This window comes from Mesobacillus persicus (assembly GCF_900109925.1).
GTDB classification, from domain to species: Bacteria; Bacillota; Bacilli; order Bacillales; family Cytobacillaceae; genus Mesobacillus_B; species Mesobacillus_B persicus.
This window is the reverse complement of the sequence record NZ_FOBW01000004.1, coordinates 250,139-272,722: the sequence shown is the minus strand read 5'-3', so window position 1 is coordinate 272,722 and position 22,584 is coordinate 250,139. Positions and strand designations below refer to the sequence as shown.

Genomic DNA, 22,584 nt, shown 5'->3' with positions numbered 1-22,584 from the left:
GCTAATTGCCCCCCTGACATAGTCTATATTAATGGTGAATTTGACCAAAAATGAATAAACGGGTTAACTATTTGTATGGATATTGGTTGTTGAATACGGTATGGGGTATATTATATTCCTAGTACTGAGAAAAAAAGAAACCAGCGCACTCCACGCCGGTTTCAATCTTCAAATCTATTTAACATTTGATAAATACTGCCCAGCTACAAAACCTGTCTTTCGTCCGTATTGAATCTTATACCAAGACCCTGTTTTCTGTAGGACAGTGACCGTTTGGTTTCTTCTCACCGTACCGACAATCTTCCCTTTAGTAGACGCAGTCGAACGAATGTTTAATACATTCACATTGACTTTACCAGTCATCTTATTAGGTGCAGGCTTAGGTTTGTTTAACGTATACGCACTCGACGCGGTACCTTTGTTATTGCTACTATCCGCTGCGGTAATAACTATCGTGTATTTTCCGTTATTCACTTTACTAACGTTCCAAACGACAGCTTGATTACCTGCTGCTTTGTTCGAGTTGTTAAGCAAGGTGCTCAAAACTTTCCCCTTTGAATCTTTTACCTGAACCGTGACTTTCGCTGTCTCATTGGTAGCGAAGCTTACTTTAACTTGGTTCTTTTTCGTATCAAACGATGTTTTCACCGTTTTAATCGTTGGAGCCTTTGTATCCTTCTTCTTTGGGGCTACTTTAACAGGAGCTGGCTTATTCAAAGCATAAGAAACCAAAGCCGATCCTCGATTGTTGCTGCCATCGACTGCAATAATCCCAAAACTGTAATTTCCGTTATTCACTTTAGAAACATCCCAAGTCAGTGTTTGGTTCCCAGCAGCCCTTTGTAAATCCTTCACTAAAAAGCCTGTAATAGCTCCCTTTGGATCCTTTACATAAACAGATACTTTTGCTGCTTCATTAACCGCAAAGCTTAGATTGACCTGCTGTTTACTTGAATCAAGCGTTGTTTTCACGGACCCAATGGTAGGGGCTAATGTGTCTTTTACATCAGCTTCAGCCACTGGAGTCACAACCACGGGCGCAGACATAACCGGCTCTGTCACCGGCGTTGGTTCAACTGGAACCGGAGCTGTTACAACTGGTGCAGAAGCAGGCTCTACAACAACAGCCACTGGAGCAACTTGATAAACGCTGGTCACAGTTGTCTTATCGAAGTAAAAACCAAGGATTTCCTTATAGTTTTTTCCTAACTCACCAGCTTTTTTCGCCCCGTATTGGCTCATACCAATTCCATGTCCGAATCCGGCACCCGACACAAGAATTGAATCTCCTGAACTATCAATCTTGTTTACTAAATAACTTTTCATTATGGTTGTGCCGGTCATCGCTCTAATTCTTGAAGCCGGAACATCAATAAGCTTAAGCCGATTTAAAACCGCCTTTTCCTGTTCCTTCACTAAAAATTCAAGCGTGATGCTGCCTTTGCTAACGCGGCCACCCGAACCTTGTGCATGTAGAGATAAAGTAGGTACAGCAGCAATCTTGATGTCTTTACCGGAATAGCCGTTAGTCTTCAACCAGTTTTTGATATTAGTAATAACAGCCGTTTGTTCGCTCTCTTTAACTGTATTCCACCACAAGTTAGCCTTAGAAAGATCTAGCTTAGAAACATCAATCTGTTGCTTTTTTATGCTAAAATTCCAGGCTGTTTTAGGATCAAAAGGATCGTCTTTAATTACTAGGTAAGGAAGAGCAGCATTTCCCCATGCATTAAAGTTAGATTCTGTCTTGCCCCCATTGCTTGATGAAAATAATGCGGCGCTACCAATTGCTTTCCCACCGTAAGTAATGGCTTGTCCCACAGTAGACTGAACTGCTTCTGTTGATCGCTCATGCCAGGCGTATCCACTGTATACTTGATAACCTTGCGTATCATCAATTACGCGATTCGGATAGCCCATTGCATACGTCCGAGCAGTGACAGCCTGTGCCTTTAATGCTTCCATATTCCAGAGCGCAGGCATTTCCGCAGGAACAACACCCTTTAGGTAGTCTTCAAGACCAATAGAGTTAATTGGCCTAAGGTTCCCATTTTCTATTACAAACCTAAAAGTTCCTAGGTACGGACGGGTGTTGATAGAAACTGGCCCATTTCCTTGAAGGGGCTTGATGTCAATCGTCGTCCCACGACCGATTTCGCTTGTTCCTCTAAAAAGAACAATGTTTCCATTATTTATAGTTAGCCTGTACGATTGCTTCGCGACAAGCTTGGTATCTCCTAAATTAGTAGAATAGTCTACTTCAGGATTCAAAGTGATCTCTTTTACATTGCCAAGATAGTTTTTTAATGCAACCTGTAAAACGGGTTCCCCTGCGGCCTGAGCAGGAAGGTTTGGTATTAAAGATAGAATCAACATTAAAGTAATCCCAATCAATAGACCACGCTTAAACGCCTTCATTCCTTGACCCCTTCGCTATTTGATTTTTATAAAATCGGCTCTTTCAAGCTCAATTATCGTCGCGAAAGGTAGATTGGTAAAGTAGTTTTTATTTCCTTTTTTGAAAGTTTTGTAGATTTAGGGGCAATAAAATACCCGAAACATCTACTGGATATCCCGGGTAAGGTTTAAATGATTTTCATTTCAAGGGTGATAATTACAGAGGATAATTATTAAACATGTTCAGGTACATAACAAGGAGAATAATGTTTCCTACCGATTTTTATTCGTGAATCTCTATCGTCTTTCCCTTCACTTTCGGAATTGAAATTTCTAAAAGTCCATCCCGATAAGAAGCTTTGACTTTTCTTTCTTCAATAGGGTGCGGAAAGGAAAGTGTCCTGATAGAGCGCTGCAAGGATTCGCTGCGACGATAGACTTTGTTTTTATCGTCTTCCTCCGTTAGGATATCTTGTTTTTTAACCGAAATTGTTAAAGTATCTCCTATAATGTCGATTCCAATTTGTTCTTTTCTTACCCCTGGTAGTGCTGCAGTAACAAGATGTTTATCTCCCCGATCCTGAACATCTACCTGAAAGGACGACTTTGGAAATAACGGTTGCCGAAAGAACTCATCGATGTTTTCGAGAAGACCTTTTACAGGAGGTTCATTCAACAGTTCCTGAAATGGCTTAAACCATTTCCCAAATGGTTCCGGCTTTTCTGGTAATTTCGAATTATCAGGTCTCTTTGTCATAACCGCTCTACACTCCTTTATGCATAGTCGTTTTCTAATACCTTATGCATGTAGGCGTGGGTGGGTGCCTGCAATGGGGAGGTTAGGTCGAAAAAGAGCACAACCTAATTGCATAGGTAGTGCTCTCTGTTAAACTTATTCAGTAATGCCTAAATGTGCTTTAAGTTCATTTTGGATCCTTTGTTGTTCTTCCTCCGAAATAAGTTGATAAGAAATTCCGTCGATGTAAACCCCGCTGGCCTCAATCTTCATCTGTTCAATATTTCCTGCAGCACTACGGTAGTTACTTTGAATGCCGACCATTTCGTCAAATGTAACGTTAGTTTTTACGTTATTTCCAAGAGCATCAAAAATATTATCAAACTTTGTTAATGAACCAACGCTAACACCTTTGTTTATGACTCCCTGGATGACTTGTCGCTGGCGTGTTTGTCGTCCGAAATCACCAGAAGGATCTTGTTTTCTCATACGAACATAGGCAAGTGCTTCTTCACCATTTAAATTAATGTTTCCTTGTGCAAATTTAATCTTGTCTTCGGTGAATTCAAAACTGTTATTAACTTCTATACCCCCAACGGCATCTACAATATCCTGAAAGCCCTCCATATTCACTTTCACATAATAATCAATTGGAATATCGAGAAGGTTCTCTACCGTATCCATTGACATTTCTACGCCACCAAATGCGTAGGCATGATTGATTTTATCTAATGTATTCCGACCAATAATTTCAGTACGAGTATCACGGGGAATGCTTAACATTTTAATTGAGTTTTTCTTAGGGTTTACGGTTAAAGCTATAATGGTATCTGAGCGCCCTTTGTCCCCCTCGCGTTCGTCGACCCCTAGCATCAGTACTGAGAAAGGGTCGGCCTTTTCGAATGTAATAGGTCTAGGTTCTCGTTCCCTAGTTATAGGTTCATGCATCGTGTCTACTGCCGTTGTTAATGATCTATATACATTAAATACATAAGCTCCAATAGAAACAATTAATAGTAAGAAGATAATTGCAATTATACGTGGCCATTTTCTTTTCTTATTACGTTCAGCTCTCATTTTACTTCCTCCATAACTTTACATTTCCCATTCAAGCTTTAGAATATCAGAAAAGTATTCATTTGAATATAAGAAAAGTATGGTTATAGTCAAACTACTGCTATTTCTATTTTTATACTTCTATATAAACTGTTGCTTTTTTTATAGCGGATTAGCTATCAAGGAAGTATTGTATCTACAAACCGATGAGTTCATGCAGGGGATATGAACCTGACAGGAGAGTAATCAGTAATCTGAACGGAAATCAGTTTTTTATTTTTTATGGTAACTTTGCTATTATTAATTATACAATTGAACACCTAGTTTTCGTTTAAAAGGAATTAAATTTATGTATTAGTAATAAAAGTTAGTTGGTTTATTTTTAATTATTAAAAAGGTAGGAGGGAATGTGTATGGCTATATTAGTAACTGGTGGTGCTGGATATATTGGCAGTCATACTAGTGTAGAGTTGTTAAACAATGGGGAAGAAATTCTAATTGTTGATAACTTTTCAAATAGTAAACCAGAGGTACTAAATCGTATTAAAGAAATTACGGGGAGAGATTTCCGCTTTTATGAAGTGGATTTGCTTGACAAGCAAGCTCTACAAAGAGTTTTTACCGAAAACAAAGTTGAAGCTGTAATCCACTTTGCTGGGTTAAAGGCAGTAGGGGAATCAGTTTCAATCCCTCTAAGGTATTATCACAATAATATTACTAGTACACTAAATCTTTGTGAAGTAATGGACCATTATGGGGTAAAAAACCTTGTTTTTAGTTCCTCTGCAACTGTATATGGAATGCCTGAAAGGATGCCTATAACTGAGGATATGCCATTAAGCGCTACAAATCCTTATGGGCGTTCTAAGTTGATGATTGAAGAAATCTTACAAGATTTATCTGTTTCAGATAATAATTGGAGTATCGCTCTGTTACGATATTTTAATCCTATTGGAGCCCACGAAAGTGGTCGAATAGGTGAGGATCCAAGTGGGACCCCAAATAACCTTATGCCATATGTAACCCAAGTGGCTATAGGTAAACTAAAAGAACTAAAGGTATTTGGTAGTGATTATCCTACAGTTGATGGTACTGGAGTGAGGGATTATATTCATGTTGTAGATCTTGCCAAGGGGCACTTAAAAGCTCTTGAAAAGGTCATCAAATCAAATGGTATTGAAGCATACAACTTAGGAACCGGCAACGGGTATAGTGTATTAGAAATTGTCTCGGCACTAGAAAAAGTATCAGACAAGTCTATTCCATATAAATTAGTTGATAGAAGGCCAGGGGACATAGCTGTATGTTTTGCAGACCCTTCAAAGGCAATGAAAGAATTAGATTGGGTTGCTGTTAAGCAAATAGAGGATATGTGTAAAGATGCATGGAATTGGCAAAAACTGAACCCTAGCGGATATTAGGTTTTTTTTGTATATAATGGTGGTATTGAGTTCTGTTAATGTTTCTAAACGTTATTTATATAAAGTTGCTTAACTCCATGAATAGGATTTAGGCAACTTTTTTTATGCTTTCAGTCACAGTTACAATCAGTTAACTAATAGTAAGTACCTGTAATATAGAAAAAATATTGCAGGCATAATGAATATATATCTGCTATAAACTATGCAATTCCCATATTATGGTTGTTTTGTCACAAGGTTATTACATTAATATACAGTTTTATTGCATCAACCTATTTATATTATTATATACCAATGATATAATGACATAGGTTTTTGTAAGAATTTGTAGAAAAAAATCTAGTAAAGTTGGTGATAGAGTTGGAACCTAAACTAACTGTAATAATGGCCACATACAATGCTGATAAATATTTAGAGGAGGCTTTAAATAGCCTTCTAAACCAAACGTATACAAATTTTATAGTAAAGATAATTGATGATAATTCATCGGATAATACAGTTTCACTTATTAAAGAGTTGAATATTAAGGACGGTAGAATTCAACTTGTACAGACAAATGACAAGAATATTGGATTAACTAAGAACCTAAATATTTTAATAGAGTTGAGTGATACGGAATACATTGCAAGAATGGATGCAGATGATATCTCTCATCCTGAACGTTTTGAAAAACAAATTAGTTTTATGGAAAATAATAAGAATGTATCTGCTGTAGGAACATGGGCCTATAACATTGATGAGAACGGTGGAGAAATAGGGAAGAGGTATGTCCCAACTGACGTGGTTTCAATTGAGAATATGATTGGGAAAGCAAATCCTATGCTTCATCCAACAGTAATGATGAGAACGGAAAAGATAAAATCAGTTAATGGGTACAATGAGAAATATAGGTTAGCTCAAGATTATGATTTGTGGTACAGATGCCTTGCGGTTAATTTAGAGTTAGCCAATATACCGGAATTTTTATTTAGTTATAGAATGATAGATAACCATGTATCAAAACGCAAAATGAAACACCGTTTAATAGATGCTAAAATCCGATGGAATGGGACAAGAGCATTAAACTACGCATTGGCGAAACGGATCATTTATACTTCTATACCCGTAATACTTGGATTAATGCCTGATTTTCTAAAACGAGTTGCTTTAAAGTTTAGCAAACACATTGATCCACGACAGCGTTTAGGGGCAAAAGAAGAGTATCATTCAAAAATGGAGGCATAATATAGATGAGCTTTTCTTTATTAGTTGTGACTTTAATATCTTTATTAACAGCATTAGTAGTGACCCCTTTCATAATAAAATTAGCTTTTAAAATTGGCGCCACGGATAAACCGAATTATCGTAAGGTACACCAAAAAATCATGCCTAGAATTGGTGGAGTAGCCATTTTTATTGGATGTACAGTGGGTTTTCTAGCGAGTGGGGTGGAAAACGAAAAAATGCCTACTATATTAATAGGGGCACTTATTATTGTGGTTTTAGGAATTTTTGATGATAAGTTTGAACTCTCGGCTAAAATTAAGTTTGTCATTCAGTTGACAGTTGCCTCAATCGTTACTGCATCTGGCTTATTGATTGAGTTTATAAATATACCTACGTACGGAGTTGTAGAATTTGGATTATGGTCCTATCCATTGACGATATTTTGGATAGTAGCGGTTACTAACGCGATAAATCTGATTGATGGTTTGGACGGACTAGCAACGGGGATATCAGTTATCTCAATCTCAACAATTGCTGTATTAGCTGCAATGAGTGGTAATACCCTGGTACTAACCTTATCCCTCATCCTGATAGGAAGTTGCTTGGGTTTCTTATACTTTAACTTTAATCCTGCAAAGATTTTTCTTGGAGATACTGGTGCTCTTTTCTTAGGCTATAGTATTTCAATACTGTCTCTTCTGGGGTTATTTAAAAGTGCAACATTATTTAGTATTATAGTCCCGATAATTATATTAGGTGTACCAGTGTTTGATACTACCTTTGCGATTATCCGGAGAATAATAAACAAAAAACCTATATATGAACCTGATAAAGGACATTTACATCACCGTTTACTCTCACTTGGCTTTTCGCATAGGAACACAGTTTTGGTGATATATGGAATGAGTGTGATGTTCAGTTTTATAGCAATCATGTTTTCACGGACTACCTTGCTAGGTTCCATAATTCTGTTATTCTCTTTCTTAATTCTTCTAGAAATTATTGCAGAGATTGTGGGGCTCGTCAATGTAAGATACAGGCCATTTATTTCGTTTTACAGGAAAGTTTTTGGGAGGATTAAAGTTTAAATTCGTTATTTTAATGAAGTCTTTAATAAATTTTAGTTGAATATAGCTTCTAGAAAATGTCGACCCTTTAATTGGTAAATGTTGGTTTTAAATAACGTGATGTTATGATAATAAATTTAAGGGAAGTTAAAAAATTGATTAATAAGTTAAACACCCAATTTACAAGGAATATTACACTACTTATGACAGGGACAGCAATTGCACAAGTTCTTACGCTGTTAGCTGCGCCTGTTTTAAGTAGGTTATATACCCCTGCTTCATTTGGTATTTTGAGTTTATTCACGGCGATTATCAGTGTATTAACAAGTATTTCTACCTTCAAGTTCGAATTATCAATAGTTTTGCCGAAAAAAACAACTGATGCTTCACAGCTATTATATCTTTCTATTATTACTACAGCTGCTGTTAGTTTGTTATCACTCGTTATATCTTTTTCGTTGATTGATAGCGGCCTATTACAGCGTCTTAATATACAAGAAATTGAACCTTTTTTACTGTGGATACCAGTTTCAATTCTGTTAATTGGAATGTATAATAGTTTGAATTATTGGAGTACTAGAAAAAAGAGCTTTAAAAGACTATCTATTTCCCAGACCGTTAGGTCACTAGGTATTGTAGGTGGTCAATTAGCTGGTGGTTTATTAAAACTTGGTCCAGTAGGGTTGATTTTGGGGCAGATTTTAGGACAATTTCTAGCGACATTTATTTTATCTTCTCAAATTTTTAGGGAAGATAGGAGGATTTTTAATAGCCCAAAATTTATCAGAATGAAAGAGCTTTTTAAGGAATATAAGGAATTTCCGTTATATAATGCCCCGCAAGCATTTATTAATTCTATATCCCAGAATGCCCCGGCATTTATTCTTGCTTTATATTTTTCTCCGACAATTGTTGGTTTCTATGCAATTTGCATAAGGTTCTTGATGTTACCATTTAACTTAATTGGAGAGTCAGTAAGACGTGTTTACTTTCAAAAGGCAGCTGAGTTAGAAAATACTCAGGGAAATGTTTTTAATCTATTTAAGAAAGTTACATTAGGTCTTGCTGCAATTGCAGTAATTCCTATTTTTCTTTTAATAACATTCGGTCCTGATTTGTTTTCAGTAGTATTAGGAAGGGAATGGGAAGATGCAGGTATTTATGCGAGATGGATGGCGATAAGTCTCTTCGTTGGCTTTTTTAATATCCCCTCCATAGTGTCAATTCAAATGTATAAGCTTCAGAAATATTTATTATTTTATGAGGTTGGTCTATTGGTGTTTAGAGTGGTTGCTTTAGTTATTGGGGGGATAATAAATAACCCGTTAGTAAGCATAATAAGTTATAGCTTAGTGGGTTTTTTCTTTAATTCATTGTTAATTGCTTTTGTTTTTTATTATTTTAAAGTGAAATATCCCTATAGAGGAGGGAATTCAGAATGAAATTTGTTAGAAGTTCAATATATAAAATGAAAATTAAATCCCAAGGTGGCTCGCTGGAAAAATTAAAACTTATTGAGGATATCCAGTTTTTTCCTCCGGAAAAAATAACAGAAATCCAAGAAGAAAAGCTTAAAAAGATAATTCTTCATTCCTACTATAATGTGCCGTACTATAGACAATTGATGGATAACAAGGGGATTGTAGAAAATAACAAGGTAAATTTAAAAAGGTTTACTGATATACCAATATTAGAAAAATCAGACTTAATAGAACGCTTTGAGGAGCTTAAATCTAACGACCTCAAGAATAGAAAAAGCTTTGTTAATAGCTCTGGAGGTTCAACTGGAGAACCGGTTTCTTTTATTCAAGATAAAGAGTACTATGATTGGATGATGGCGGTAAAGTTCCTATTTAATAAGTGGGCTGGAATAGATTTTGGTGATAGCCTTATAAGGCTTTGGGGTTCAGAAAGGGATCTATTTGTTGGTAAAGAAACGCTTAAAACAATGGTCGGAAGATTAATTAAGAGTGAGAAATGGCTAAACGCTTTTAGAATGAACAATGAAGATATGGAAAAATTCTTAGATGAAATAAATAATATGAAACCCAACCATATCTTAGCTTATGTCGAAAGTATATATGAATTGGCTAGATATATTGAACTGAATAATAAAAAAGTATACTCCCCTGAATCGATTATGACTTCAGCAGGTACATTATATCCTCATATGCGAGATACAATAGAGAGGGTATTTGACACAGAAATATTTAACCGATATGGTTCGAGAGAGGTTGGAGATATTGCTTGTGAATGTAGTAACCACAATGGACTTCATATTTCTAGTCTCACACACTTTATTGAGGTAATAAATCCAGATGGTACTCCTGCGAAAAATGGAGTAGAAGGGGAGCTGATTGTTACTCCTTTAACAAACTTCTCAATGCCGTTGTTAAGGTATCGTATCGGTGATACAGGTACAATTAGTCGAGAAGTATGTAGTTGCGGTAGAGGATTTCCATTGCTTGAAAAAGTATCAGGGAGAATTACTGACAGGTTTATCCGTCCAGACGGTAGTATAGTAATCCCTATATATTTAATTCATATTGTAGGTGTAGTACTGTATGATAAATGGATAAGAAAGTTTCAAATCATACAGGAAGATTATAATGAAGTAAAGGTAAAAATAGTATTACAATCGCCTAATAACGATCCACATCTGGTTTATAAAAATCAGTTAAATGAGATTACTGATAAAATTAAATTTGTTATGGGTAAAGAATGTAATATTAGTTACGAGTTTGTTAACAATATCCCCCCTACTTCATCTGGGAAATACAGATATATTATCTCAAAGGTGGAAGGATAAATGGATAAAATAGATTTGGTAATAAGCTCTTTAAGAGGTGGGGGAGCTGAAAGAGTTTGTACTACGGTTGCTAATGAATTAGTAAGTAGGGGATTTAATGTTCGACTAACTGTCCTAAACTTAGAAAACTCTATTTACGATAGTCATCTCGATAATAAAGTTGAATTAGTTAATTTGAATAAGCCAAATGCAAGGAAAAGTGCTTTAAGTTTACTACAATTTTTAATCAAAAATAAGCCTAGTAAAATCTTAGTATTTAATCATGAGTTGGCTGTAATATTGGTGTTTTTTAGAACATTTTTTAAATTTAAATTTGAAATTATAGCTAGGAATATAAATGTGCTAAGTGTTAAAAGGAGTAATGAGCAATCGGTGTGGCATAAGTACTTTGTTCATATCATTATAAAAAGGTTATATAATAATGTTGACAAAGTTATTGCTCAGTCCAATGGTATGAAAGAAGATTTGGTTCAATATTACAATTTTAAACCTGAAAAAATTAATGTTATTAATAACCCAGTTTCTAATAAGTTGGAGAATTATGGGGATTCTTGTAGTGTAGTTAAAAAAAACGATGAAATATTGTTTGTCGGGAGACTGTCGAAACAAAAGGGAATACAAAATTTACTAGAAGCCTTAAAAATCTGTTTAAAAGAAGTGCCTGAATTAAAACTAAGGATAGTGGGAGAAGGTCCATTAGAAAAGGAAATTTCCAGCCTGATAAAAAAAATGGGTATTGAAAAAAGTGTTATTATGGAGGGATTCTGTAACGACATAGCACCCCATTATGCCAATGCAAAGGTAACTGTCCTTTCCTCGTTATATGAAGGATTCCCTAACGTATTAGTTGAGTCAATTTCAGTAGGAACCCCTGTCGTTTCTTTTGATTGTCCTTCTGGACCTAGTGAAATAATAAGGCATGATATTAACGGGTATTTGGTTGAATATTTAAATATTCAAGACTTAGCTAATAAAATAATGCTAGCACTTAGAAAAGAATGGGACATTGAGATAATAAAAAATTCCTCAACGCCGTTCAAAAAGGAAAGTATAGTGGATAAATATTTAGCAGTTTTGGAGGGTTCGGATGTTTTCTCAAAATAACTTTATTGGAAATAAGTACTTTTTATTACTGATGGGAATGGCTGTTTTATTTACATTTGGAATGGATGCGCCATTTTTTTATATTAACTGGTTTGCAGGGGTTATTTTGATTTTCTGTTTCTTTATTAAGATATATAAAGGGGATATTAATGTTAAAGTAAATATATTACCGTTTACTTTATTAACTTTTTGGGTATTATTCCCTTTGCTCTTTACATTTTTTGCAACTGATATTGGGCTGCATTTAAAGTACATTATAATATCTGTTTTTTATATAACAGTGTCTTATAGTCTGATAAAGCTGTTGTTAAATAATAAAGACAATTTACTTTTCTTTTTATTGAATGTAAATGTAATTTGGATATCGATTAGTATAATCACACTTGTTCTATTCTTTTTAGGTATCGTTACCTATGATAATGGGTATTTTTCAGGAATATTCTATAATAGAAATCAGTTTGCGGTATTAACAGCAAGTTTATCTGGGGTCCTTTTATACTTTTTGAAAGAATATGATTTTAAACAAAGAGTGGTTGCGATAGCTTTAGTATTCTTCTCTCTAGTATTAATTCTTATTAGCTCCTCGTTAAAGGGCCTGATAATTATATTGCTTTTAATAGCACTGTATGGATTTATAAGAGCTGATAGAAAACAAAAGATAAGCTTGGTTATTTTAGCAATAATAACATTGGTAACTATAATGGTAATTGATAATCCAATTTCTGAAAGGCTTAATAGATTTATTCTTGTTTTTTCGGATCCCAACCAACTTAAAGCAACAGAGAGTGCTTATAACAGAGTATGGCTTATAAAAGAAAGTTGGGGGATAGTTAAAGAGAACCCCTTCATGGGTGTAGGGGTAAATAATTCAATTCTAATGTTGTTCCCTCCTTATTTGTACTTTTTCGATAATACACCAGATATAGGAACATATTCACATAATAACTATTTGGAAATGTTACTGAATGGAGGTTTTATTACCCTAATTATATATTATCTGCCTATAGTTTATGTTCTCGTACAGTCAATTAAAAAATTAGGGATAAATTCAAGACTAAATATAGTAGTCGCTCTGCTGTTTTTGAAATTAATTATTGATTTTGCACAGGTAAGCTATTTCGATTTTGGTGTTATATTTTTTACTGTATTTGGATTCTTGATTTACTTCTTTAGTAATTATCAGGATGGAAATTTAAATAGGAATACATGAGGGATAAACATGATTAATGTATTATATGTTGTTTCAACATTAAAAAGATCTGGACCAATGCATATTCTTTTAAATATTGTGAAGTTTTTGGATAGAGATAAATTCAACCCTAGAATTTTAACAATGTCAGAAGAAAGTGGTGATAGCCTAAAGCCTGACTTTGAAAAAATGAATGTTGAAATTATTTCGTTTAGGCTTAGTAAAGGAAAAATAGATAGTAAATCTAAAATGTCTTATCTAAAAATTTTGGAGGATAAAAAAATTGACATTATTCATTCTCATGGTATTAGGGCGGATACTTTAGCGGTAATAAGTAAAACATATATCCCTACAGTATCAACACTTCATAATTATGTTTATTATGATTATCCTATGAGATACGGCAAACTTAAAGGTATGTTAATGGCCTATATGCATACCAAAATAATAAAGAAGGTAGACTATCCAATTTCGTGTTCGGAGAGTATAAGTAAAGAATATAGCACCAGAAAAATCAATACGTCATGCATACAAAATGGTGTGGACCAGCAAGTATATTTTCCTGTTGAAACTAATTCAAAAATAACACTCAGAAAAACCCTTGGTCTACCGATAAATAAAACTATAATTATTTCTGTAGGGCATATGTCAAAATTTAAAGATCCACAAACCATTATACAGGGTTTTATGTCAAGTGAGCATGCTGAGAAAGAAGGGCATATTCTTGTATTCCTAGGCGATGGTCCAGAATTAGATAAATGCAAAGTGCTTGCTAGAGATAAAGATAATATCCTTTTTCTTGGAAGAGTTAATAATGTGGTTGATTACCTAAGATGTGCAGATTATTTTGTGTCAGCATCTTTAGCGGAAGGGCTCCCAAATGCTACGTTGGAAGCCCTTGCATGTGGTATTCCGCCGATTTTATCAGACATCCATCCACATAAGGAAATATTAGGGTTGAACCCTAATGGTGGCTTCATTTTTAGGGTAGGGAATTCAGGATCATTATCAGCTGTTTTTAATAACCTTGATGGAAGTAAAGGTTTTTCAAATGAGGCTCTTTCTATAGTTGAAAATAGTTTGAATGCGAAAAACATGTCCAATCAATATCAAAAATTATATAAAAGGATAAGTAATTAAGCACATTAGTATGTAGTTAACTTTTACTTTAAGGCCAATTTTATCGGATCGTGTTAACAAAGAAGTTTATACGATAGAATTATTAGAGGAGGAAGTTCAAGTGAAAATACGTAAGGCTATTATCCCTGCGGCAGGGCTGGGTACTCGCTTCCTACCTGCAACTAAAGCTCAGCCAAAGGAAATGCTACCAATTGTTGATAAACCAACAATTCAGTATATTGTTGAAGAGGCTGTTGCGGCAGGAATTGAAGATATAATTATTGTGAGTGGCAGAGGAAAACGAGCTATAGAAGATCACTTTGATAAATCCTATGAACTTGAGGAGACCTTAGCCCAAAAGGAAAAATGGGATTTACTCAAAGAGGTTCAATCCATTTCAAACTTGGTTAACATCCATTACATTAGACAGAAGGAACCAAAAGGTCTTGGACATGCTATTTTTTGCGCTAATCGTTTTATTGGGAACGAACCTTTTGCTGTGCTTTTGGGCGATGATATTGTGCAGTCAGATAAACCATGTCTAAAACAGTTGATTGAAGTCTACGACCAATTTAAGACATCAATTGTGGGGGTTCAAAAGGTTCCAACGGAAGATGTATCTAAATACGGCATTATTGCGCCGAAACAAGAAAGTATTGATGATTCAGTAATTTCTATTGAAACACTAGTTGAAAAGCCATCGGAAAAAGAAGCACCTTCAAACTATGCTATCTTAGGGCGTTATATTTTGCGACCTGAAATTTTTAATATCCTAGCTACTTTGGAGCCTGGTGCTGGTGGTGAGATTCAACTTACGGATGCAATTAATCGGTTAAATGAAAATCAACCTGTACTAGCTTTTGAATTTGAAGGCAATCGCTATGATGTTGGGGATAAATTTGGTTTTGTAAAAGCTACTGTCGATTTTGCACTTACTAGAGAAGATTTACGGGAAGATGTAGTGAAGTATTTGAAAACAGTGGTAGACAACCAATTAATTAATCGCAGATAATATTCCGGAACCTTATTCTGCGGTTTCCGGGGTAAACAAGTGGAAAATACATTATTTTTCACTTGTTTATGTTGCAGAGATTTTACTTCCTAATTAGACGTAGGTATTGGTTTTAATTATAATTGTCCGGTAAATAAGTAATACAACTTTTACTGAAGTATCTGTAGGTGAGAGCTGACTTCAAGTGTAAATTCTTCTAGACTAACAATAATTTACTAGAATAGGAATAAATCTATACTACCTTCTACATTGAACTAGTTGTAGTATATAATAGGTTGATGATCGAATTAGGTTAACCAATGTTTCTATGAAAAGTTAAAATTGAAAATATGACTATAAATGATTAATAAAATAGCATTAAATACTTAATCTAAAGCACTTGAATAAATTATAAATTAGTTAGTAGGAGGATGAATGCGAATGTTTAAGATAGCAGTAGCAGGTACTGGCTATGTAGGGTTAGTAGCAGGAGTATGTTTTGCTGAGGTCGGACACCAAGTAACGTGTGTTGATATAGATGAAGAAAAAGTGGATTTAATGAAATCTGGTAATTCTCCAATCTATGAAGAGGGATTGGAAGAGTTAATGAAGAAGAATTATGTTGCCGGAAGAATCGACTATACTACAGATTATAAGTCTGCTTATAAGGATGCAGATGCAATTTTTATCGGAGTAGGTACTCCAGAGCAGCCAGATGGTTCTGCAAATCTTTCATATATAGCTACTGTTGCCAGGCAGATTGCGGAATCAATAGAAAAAGACTGTCTTGTTGTTGTAAAGTCTACTGTTCCTGTTGGCACAAATGATAAAGTTGAGCAGTTTATTAACGATTTTTTAGTCAATGATGTCAAAGTAGAAGTGGCGTCAAACCCTGAATTCTTGGCACAAGGATCTGCTGTACATGATACGCTTTATGCAGAACGAGTTATTATTGGAACGGAAAGTAAATGGGCTGAAGAACTTATGATGAATATTTATGAGCCATTTCATTTACCTGTAGTGTCAGTAAACAGGAGATCTGCGGAGATGATTAAATATGCTTCCAACGACTTCCTTGCCCTTAAAATTTCCTATATGAATGACATTGCTAATCTTTGTGAACTTGTTGGTGCTGATATTCAGGATGTTGCAAGAGGAATGAGCTTTGACGAGCGAATTGGAAGTAAGTTTTTAAATGCAGGTATTGGCTATGGAGGGTCCTGCTTCCCTAAGGATACAAAAGCACTTGAAAACATTGCAAGACAAAATGGATATGAACTTAAAACGGTTAAGGCAGCCATAGATGTAAACCAAGAACAAAAAACGATGTTATATAAAAAGGCAAGTAAAAGGCTAATTACCTTTAATGGTCTAAAGGTGGCAGTGTTAGGGTTGACCTTTAAACCAGGTACAGATGATTTAAGAGAAGCAGCGTCCCTTGAGAATATTCCGTTATTATTAGAACAGGGGGCAAATATCTATGCCTTTGATCCAGTTGGAGCTGAAAATTTTGCGAAAGTATACCCAGAAGGTCATAACGGAAAAGGTAGAATTACTTATGTCGCGAATATAGAGGAAGCATTAGAAGGAGCGAATGTTTGCTTTGTTTTTACTGAGTGGGGAGAAGTGAAGGCTGTAACGCCTGAGAGTTATAAGAAGTTGATGAGAACACCATTAGTATTTGATGGTAGAAATATTTATGAAGTCGACGAAATGGGAAGAGCAGGAGTGGAGTACCACTCAATTGGAAGGAAAGAATCGAAAGTAATAAATAAAACGAATGCAAAGGGGACGAGTCAATTTGACACAAGACTTCAACCAGTTGGACAATAAGAAAACCTATCTCATTACCGGAGCAGCTGGGTTTGTGGGCTTCTTTCTTTCTAAAAAATTGTTAGAACAAGGCTGCAAAGTAGTTGGGATTGACAATCTAAATAACTATTACGATGTAAATCTTAAGCATGCTAGACTAGAACTATTGAAGCCCTATGATAAGTTTGCCTTTATTAAAGCGGATATTTCGGATAAAGAGGCAATTACAAATGTATTTGAAACGTACAAGCCTAATATTGTTGTAAACCTTGCTGCACAGGCTGGTGTTAGATACTCTATTGAAAACCCAGATGCCTATATCCAGAGCAATGTAGTTGGGTTTTATAATATTCTTGAAGCATGCCGACATCATCCAGTAGAACACTTAGTCTATGCTTCATCTAGTTCAGTCTACGGAGCAAACAAGAAGGTCCCATTCGAAGAAACTGACTTTGTGGATACCCCTGTTTCACTTTATGCTTCCACAAAAAAGTCAAACGAGTTAATGGCCTATACCTATAGCCATCTTTATAAAATTCCTGCGACGGGTTTGCGCTTTTTTACTGTTTATGGCCCATTGGGTCGACCGGATATGGCTTATTTCGGATTCGCTAACAAGTACTTTGAGGGAAAACCAATTAATATTTTTAACAACGGTGACTTTAATAACGATTTATATCGTGACTTTACTTTTATTGATGACATCGTCGAGGGTATAGAGCGTTTAATGAGCAATCCTCCCGCTATTGGAGAAATGGCACCTCATAAGGTTTTTAATATTGGAAATAATAGCCCTGAGAAATTGATGGTATTTATTGAGACTCTAGAGAAATGTTTAAGTAAGTCTTTAGGTAAAGAGGTCTTATTTGAAAAAGTGTTTGAGCCGATTAAACCAGGTGATGTTCCAGCAACTTACGCTTCGACTGAGTTGCTAGAAAAAGCTATAGGGTTTAAACCAAAAACATCTATAGAAGCAGGACTTCAACAGTTTACGAATTGGTATTGTGAATATTACAATAAGAAATAATTTATAAGAGATCCCCAAAAGGGGGTCTTTTATTTGTATTTAAATAAAAGATTTTTAGTCAAAAGAGCTTAGAATTCCGTTATACTATGATGATAAACTTTGAAATTAAGAGGTGAATATAACTGATGAAAGACCTTATTGTTTTATTAGCAGAAATTATAAATACGATGCATGACCTAATTGGGGATTTCAGCAAGAATGCTGGTTGGGAACTCTCCGATAAGGATTTGCACCTTTGGGTGTTTGGGATAGTTGGTATTATTGCTTTTTTATTTGTACATGTTTTCTTTAAATTTCTAGCGCAGTATAGTGTTACGGCTATATCATTTATCTATACTTTTACGGTAATCCTAGTTATTGTTTTTGCTATAGAAATTCAGCAAAAAATAACAGGGCGAGGACAAATGGAACTTGATGATGCGGTGATTAGTCTTTGGGGATTCCTATTATTTTTTACATGTTTTCTGCTGATAAAGGGTCTATATTTATTAACAAAAAAATTACTTAAAAGAACTTTTAATACTGGTACTAATGTACCTAAAGATTAATGACCACTTTAGTAAGGTTTGAGTAATTTAATTATCAGTTTTTAGCCTGGTATTTTCAAGAAATAGCAGGAGCACTTTGGTTCGGTTTTTGTGTAAAATTCTTACAATGTCTAATAGAGTTATGAGCTAAAGTATGGTATAAATGTAGAGGGAATTCAAAACTAGTGATATAAGTTAACATCTAAATTTAGAACCTAATGGTAAGGGAGGAGAAAATATACAAGTAAATAACAGGGATGAATTAATCTAGAGAGTAGAATATCAGAAAGTCCAACTAGGAACGGTACTAAAGGAGATAATCATGAAAAGTGTTTTACTAAAAGTTATTATTCTATTAAGTTTCTTTGTTTTTTTTACAAATTTTAACGTAAATGCAGAGGTTGTGACTCAACGGTTTGACGGAAAGGATCGCTTTCAGGTGGCGGTCGCGGTCTCAAAAGAGGGTTGGCCGAATGGCGCGAATACAGTTGTGTTAACAAACTATAAAGCATTTGCCGATGCATTATCAGGTGCCTCGTTGGCATATAAGGAAAATGCACCAATCTTGTTAACTACTTCTAATAAGTTGGAGACTGCTAGTTTAAATGAAATTAAAAGGTTAAATCCGTCAAAAGTCATTCTTATCGGTGGTTCTGGTAGTGTATCTGATGAGGTTGTTACAACTTTAAAAGAATTAGGAATTCAGGATATAGAAAGGATTGGTGGAAAAGACCGTTTTGAGGTTGCGTACCATATTGCAAAAAGATTAGGTACAACACAAAAGGCAGTAATAGCAAATGGAATGAATTTCCCTGATGCATTAGCAATCGCACCATATGCTGCAAAAAGTGGATATCCAATTTTGCTAACTCGAAATAATGAGCTCCCTATACAAATGGGTAAAGCCATTAAAGAATTAAACATTAGAGAAACGATTATCTCTGGTGGTGAAGCAAGTGTCTCTAAATCCGTAGCTAATCAATTACCTAATGTGAAAAGAATAGGTGGAAGTGACCGCTATGAGGTATCTGTTAATATTGTTAACCAGTTAACACCTTCATCAACTAAAGTTTTTTTTGCTACAGGGACGACTTTTGCTGATGCTTTAACAGGATCCGTATTGGCTGCAAAGCAGGATGCTGCTTTACTTCTAACTCACCCGACCTATATTTCGCCCACAACTCAAAAATTAATTGTGGATAAAAGTTTAAATGATTTTGCCATCCTAGGTGGAACAGGATCAATCCCAGAAAGTACTTTCTTGAAATTAGTTGGACAAGCACCAATACCTCCTCTTGAGGGAAAAACTATTATCTTAGATGTAGGACACGGAGGCAGTGATCCAGGAGCAGTTCAAAATGGGATTTTGGAAAAGGATGTAAATAATAAATTTTCCTTAAAATTAGCCTCTAAATTGGAAGGTATGGGAGCGAAGATTCTCTATACTAGAAATCCAAAACAGGACGTTTATATATCCTTACCGGACCGAGCAGTAATTGCCAATAAAAGCGGAGCCGATTTGCTCATTAGTATTCATCATGATTCAAACAATTCATCCCAACCAAGGGGATTGAGTACCCACTATAGTTCATATCGACCTGCTATCAATACAAAGGATGTTTATGTATTGTCAGGAGGTAAGAAATATCCGTTCGTTAAAGAAATTACAGAAAAGAAGGTTTTTGTTGTAAAAGATGGTTCAACACAAAGGTCACTCAGTTATATGGGGAATAATATAGCCTATGACCCAACACCTACAGCCGAAGCACAAGTGAGTAAGGTATTAGCTGAGAGATTTGCAAATGCTCTTATCTATCCTGGAATTGGGATATCAAAGATTTATTCTTCTACCGGAACTAAGGATCATAATCTTTATATAACCAGGTGGACTAATATGCCTTCAGTATTAATCGAGTTAGGATTTATCTCTAATCCAGATGAGGCAAAACTATTAAAAAATGAATCGATTCAAGAAAAAAGAGCAAAGGCGTTAGCCGAAAGTGTAAGAGAATACTATTCTAAATAAAGAGTGAGATAAAACCTCGCTTTTGAATCATAAGTAATATATTGTTTAGGGAATCCGGACTAATAGTTCGGATTTTTTAATTACTAAAAAACTGCAAAAATTGGTCGAAATACCCGGAAACATGGTAATATAAGTAAGTGTATGTAGGATGATAGATAAATCTTCCTATACGCTTATTTTATATTTACCTATTTTTATAACTTTATATTGTGGTAGTGGGGGATTCGACATGATCAAAAGGCTTATTTTTAGTTTTACAATTAGCTTAATAATAATCACATTTATACAACCAACAATCTCAAATGCGATGATAACACCAGAGAGATTAGGAGGAAAAGACCGGTTTGAGGTTGCTACCAACATTTCAAAGAAATGGGAAGTTTCAGAAACTGTTTTAATTGTTAATTATAATGCCTTTGCTGACGCACTTACAGCGGGACCATTAGCTTATAAACATAACGCTCCGATATTACTCACTCAAGGTAACCAATTAACACAGGAGACTAAGAAGGAATTAATCCGTTTAAACCCTTCAAGGGTCATTGTAGTAGGTGGTGAAGGAAGTGTTTCGGCCATGGTTATTAAGGCAATTGAATCATTGGGAATTTCTCAGATAGAAAGGATAGCTGGAAAGGACCGGTTTGAAGTATCAGCAAATGTTGCTAAAAAATTTGAAACGTGGGACACGGCTATAGTGGCCAACGGTTTAGTCTTTCCAGATGCATTATCCATCTCACCGTATGCCGCAAGAAATGAATTACCTATTTTACTTACACAGGCTGGGAAATTACCAAGTCCCATTGATCAACTAATTAAATCAAAGGGGATAAAACAATCAATTATTGTTGGAGGAGAGGCAAGTGTGGGAAGAGCAGTTGAGGGCTCCTTGCCAACCCCAAAGAGAATAGGTGGAAAAAATCGCTTTGAAGTAGCTGCAAAGGTTTATCAACGATTAATGCCAACTGAAAAAGTTTATGTAGCTACAGGGATGACATTTGCTGATGCATTGACTGGATCAGTCCTTGCGGCTAATGAGAATGCGTCTATCTTACTCACACATGGTCAATTTTTGCCAAAGGAAAGTTTAGATATTTTTAAGAATAATAGTGTAAAGGATTATGCTATTCTTGGTGGTCCTGCATCGGTGAGTGAAAATACTGTATCAGATATTGAATTTCACAAGAAATCTAATCAACCTATCTTTTACTTGGTTCCCCACGCAGATGACGAGGTCTTAACCTTCGGGGTAGATATTTTAAACCAACTTAAAAATAATCGAGAGGTCTTTTTAATCCTATTCTCTAAGGGTGCCGATTCAGTTGCAAGGGAAGTAATAAATGGTCACTATGACTATGAATCAAGATTGGGACACACCAATAATACCTTAGTAAACTGCTGGTGGCACGGGGGTTATCACAGTCCTGAAAATGAACATTATCAACATGGTCATATAGATCTAGAGGAATTCGGTGACATTCGTGTAGGCGATTATATAAGTGCTTCTGCTGCCTTAGGGGTTAGGGAGGATCATATTTTAACAGAAACACTATCGAGTGGGATGCTTACAGAAGGGAATATCCAAGGGGTGATAAAAAAGTATTTATCCCAATACCCTGACGCGCAGTTTAGGTCTATGTCTTGGTTTGATGGTCATCCACCTCATGCTGCTATAGGGGCCGCCTTAAAAGGGTTGGAAAAGAGTGGAGAAGTTAATCCACTTACTACAACTTACTTTGTTTCCATTTACACGGACCGATTTGCTAAAAAGGAAATTGGCCTTCCGCTAAGAAGTATAACTATTGAAGAAGCCTCATCTCGAAATGACTTAACTGATTCAATTAATATATATAAAAAGTTTGACCCGTCTAATGGTTTTTATGCAAGTGGATATCATTCAGTTAAAAGTCAATTTGACAGTTTACAAACCAATCCGTATGTAAAGGTTCACTACTGAAAAAGTTTATAGATTTCTCTTAAAATGGGAAATTGGAGTTTTTAATCAAAATAACTCTAATTTCCCATTTACTATCTTTACATAATTTGATAGATTGTTAGTTGTAAAATAATTGTTAAAAAAGGAGGCATCTTGTAATATTT

17 protein-coding genes are annotated in these 22,584 nt (G+C 35.2%); 14 read left to right on the top strand and 3 right to left on the bottom strand.

All coding sequences use genetic code 11. The annotated features are described in order from the left end of the window. Window positions 1-174 precede the first annotated feature (174 nt). The 3 genes from BMX30_RS08205 to BMX30_RS08195 all read right to left on the bottom strand — a co-directional run bounded on the left by BMX30_RS08205 (window position 175) and on the right by BMX30_RS08195 (window position 4,210). On the bottom strand, window positions 175-2,418 hold the full coding sequence (locus tag BMX30_RS08205) for a SpoIID/LytB domain-containing protein (RefSeq protein ID WP_090743488.1): 2,244 nt from the start codon (window positions 2,416-2,418) through the stop codon (window positions 175-177). Window positions 2,419-2,680: 262 nt separating this feature from the next. Next, window positions 2,681-3,154 carry an Hsp20/alpha crystallin family protein gene (locus tag BMX30_RS08200; protein ID WP_090743485.1) on the bottom strand — a complete coding sequence of 158 codons (474 nt, stop codon included), beginning with the start codon at window positions 3,152-3,154 and terminating at the stop codon, window positions 2,681-2,683. A gap of 135 nt (window positions 3,155-3,289) precedes the next feature. Further along, window positions 3,290-4,210 (bottom strand): LCP family glycopolymer transferase, encoded by a 921-nt coding sequence (locus BMX30_RS08195; RefSeq protein ID WP_090743482.1) that lies wholly within the window; start codon window positions 4,208-4,210, stop codon window positions 3,290-3,292. A 392-nt stretch (window positions 4,211-4,602) separates the two neighbouring features. Between BMX30_RS08195 and galE the strand changes: the two genes are divergently transcribed. From galE to BMX30_RS08125, 14 genes are all read left to right on the top strand, one after another. Beyond that, entirely contained in the window at window positions 4,603-5,610 is a 1,008-nt protein-coding gene (gene galE, locus BMX30_RS08190) for a UDP-glucose 4-epimerase GalE (protein WP_090743479.1), read from the top strand. A 360-nt stretch (window positions 5,611-5,970) separates the two neighbouring features. After that, window positions 5,971-6,834 carry a glycosyltransferase gene (locus BMX30_RS08185; RefSeq protein WP_090743476.1) on the top strand — a complete coding sequence of 288 codons (864 nt, stop codon included), beginning with the start codon at window positions 5,971-5,973 and terminating at the stop codon, window positions 6,832-6,834. Window positions 6,835-6,839: 5 nt separating this feature from the next. Further along, window positions 6,840-7,904, top strand: a complete 1,065-nt coding sequence (locus BMX30_RS08180; protein WP_090743473.1) for a glycosyltransferase family 4 protein — start codon at window positions 6,840-6,842, stop codon at window positions 7,902-7,904. Window positions 7,905-8,038: 134 nt separating this feature from the next. Further along, window positions 8,039-9,325: a lipopolysaccharide biosynthesis protein gene (locus tag BMX30_RS08175; RefSeq protein WP_170843825.1), complete on the top strand. Its 1,287-nt coding sequence runs from the start codon at window positions 8,039-8,041 to the stop codon at window positions 9,323-9,325. Beyond that, window positions 9,322-10,692, top strand: a complete 1,371-nt coding sequence (locus tag BMX30_RS08170) for a phenylacetate--CoA ligase family protein (RefSeq protein WP_090743467.1) — start codon at window positions 9,322-9,324, stop codon at window positions 10,690-10,692. The genes BMX30_RS08175 and BMX30_RS08170 overlap by 4 nt, the downstream gene beginning before the upstream one ends. After that, a complete protein-coding gene (locus BMX30_RS08165; protein ID WP_090743464.1) occupies window positions 10,693-11,796 on the top strand; it encodes a glycosyltransferase in 1,104 nt (367 codons plus the stop codon). Next, window positions 11,780-13,006 carry an O-antigen ligase family protein gene (locus tag BMX30_RS08160; RefSeq protein WP_090743463.1) on the top strand — a complete coding sequence of 409 codons (1,227 nt, stop codon included), beginning with the start codon at window positions 11,780-11,782 and terminating at the stop codon, window positions 13,004-13,006. The genes BMX30_RS08165 and BMX30_RS08160 overlap by 17 nt, the downstream gene beginning before the upstream one ends. A 9-nt stretch (window positions 13,007-13,015) precedes the next feature. Continuing rightward, the gene (locus BMX30_RS08155) at window positions 13,016-14,125 is read left to right on the top strand and encodes a glycosyltransferase (protein WP_090743460.1); all 1,110 of its coding nucleotides are present in this window, start codon (window positions 13,016-13,018) and stop codon (window positions 14,123-14,125) included. Window positions 14,126-14,225: 100 nt separating this feature from the next. Then, window positions 14,226-15,116 carry a UTP--glucose-1-phosphate uridylyltransferase GalU gene (galU, locus tag BMX30_RS08150; RefSeq protein WP_090743457.1) on the top strand — a complete coding sequence of 297 codons (891 nt, stop codon included), beginning with the start codon at window positions 14,226-14,228 and terminating at the stop codon, window positions 15,114-15,116. A gap of 420 nt (window positions 15,117-15,536) precedes the next feature. Then, window positions 15,537-16,928 carry a UDP-glucose dehydrogenase family protein gene (locus tag BMX30_RS08145; RefSeq protein WP_090743454.1) on the top strand — a complete coding sequence of 464 codons (1,392 nt, stop codon included), beginning with the start codon at window positions 15,537-15,539 and terminating at the stop codon, window positions 16,926-16,928. Further along, window positions 16,897-17,934, top strand: coding sequence for an SDR family NAD(P)-dependent oxidoreductase (locus tag BMX30_RS08140; RefSeq protein ID WP_244532531.1), 1,038 nt, complete (start codon window positions 16,897-16,899; stop codon window positions 17,932-17,934). Before BMX30_RS08145 ends, BMX30_RS08140 begins: the two co-directional genes overlap by 32 nt. A 125-nt stretch (window positions 17,935-18,059) precedes the next feature. Further along, window positions 18,060-18,482 (top strand): hypothetical protein, encoded by a 423-nt coding sequence (locus BMX30_RS08135; protein WP_090743449.1) that lies wholly within the window; start codon window positions 18,060-18,062, stop codon window positions 18,480-18,482. 301 nt (window positions 18,483-18,783) lie between these two features. Beyond that, window positions 18,784-20,487, top strand: coding sequence for an N-acetylmuramoyl-L-alanine amidase (locus BMX30_RS08130; RefSeq protein ID WP_090743446.1), 1,704 nt, complete (start codon window positions 18,784-18,786; stop codon window positions 20,485-20,487). A gap of 229 nt (window positions 20,488-20,716) precedes the next feature. Further along, window positions 20,717-22,441, top strand: coding sequence for a cell wall-binding repeat-containing protein (locus BMX30_RS08125; RefSeq protein WP_170843824.1), 1,725 nt, complete (start codon window positions 20,717-20,719; stop codon window positions 22,439-22,441). Window positions 22,442-22,584 lie beyond the last annotated feature (143 nt).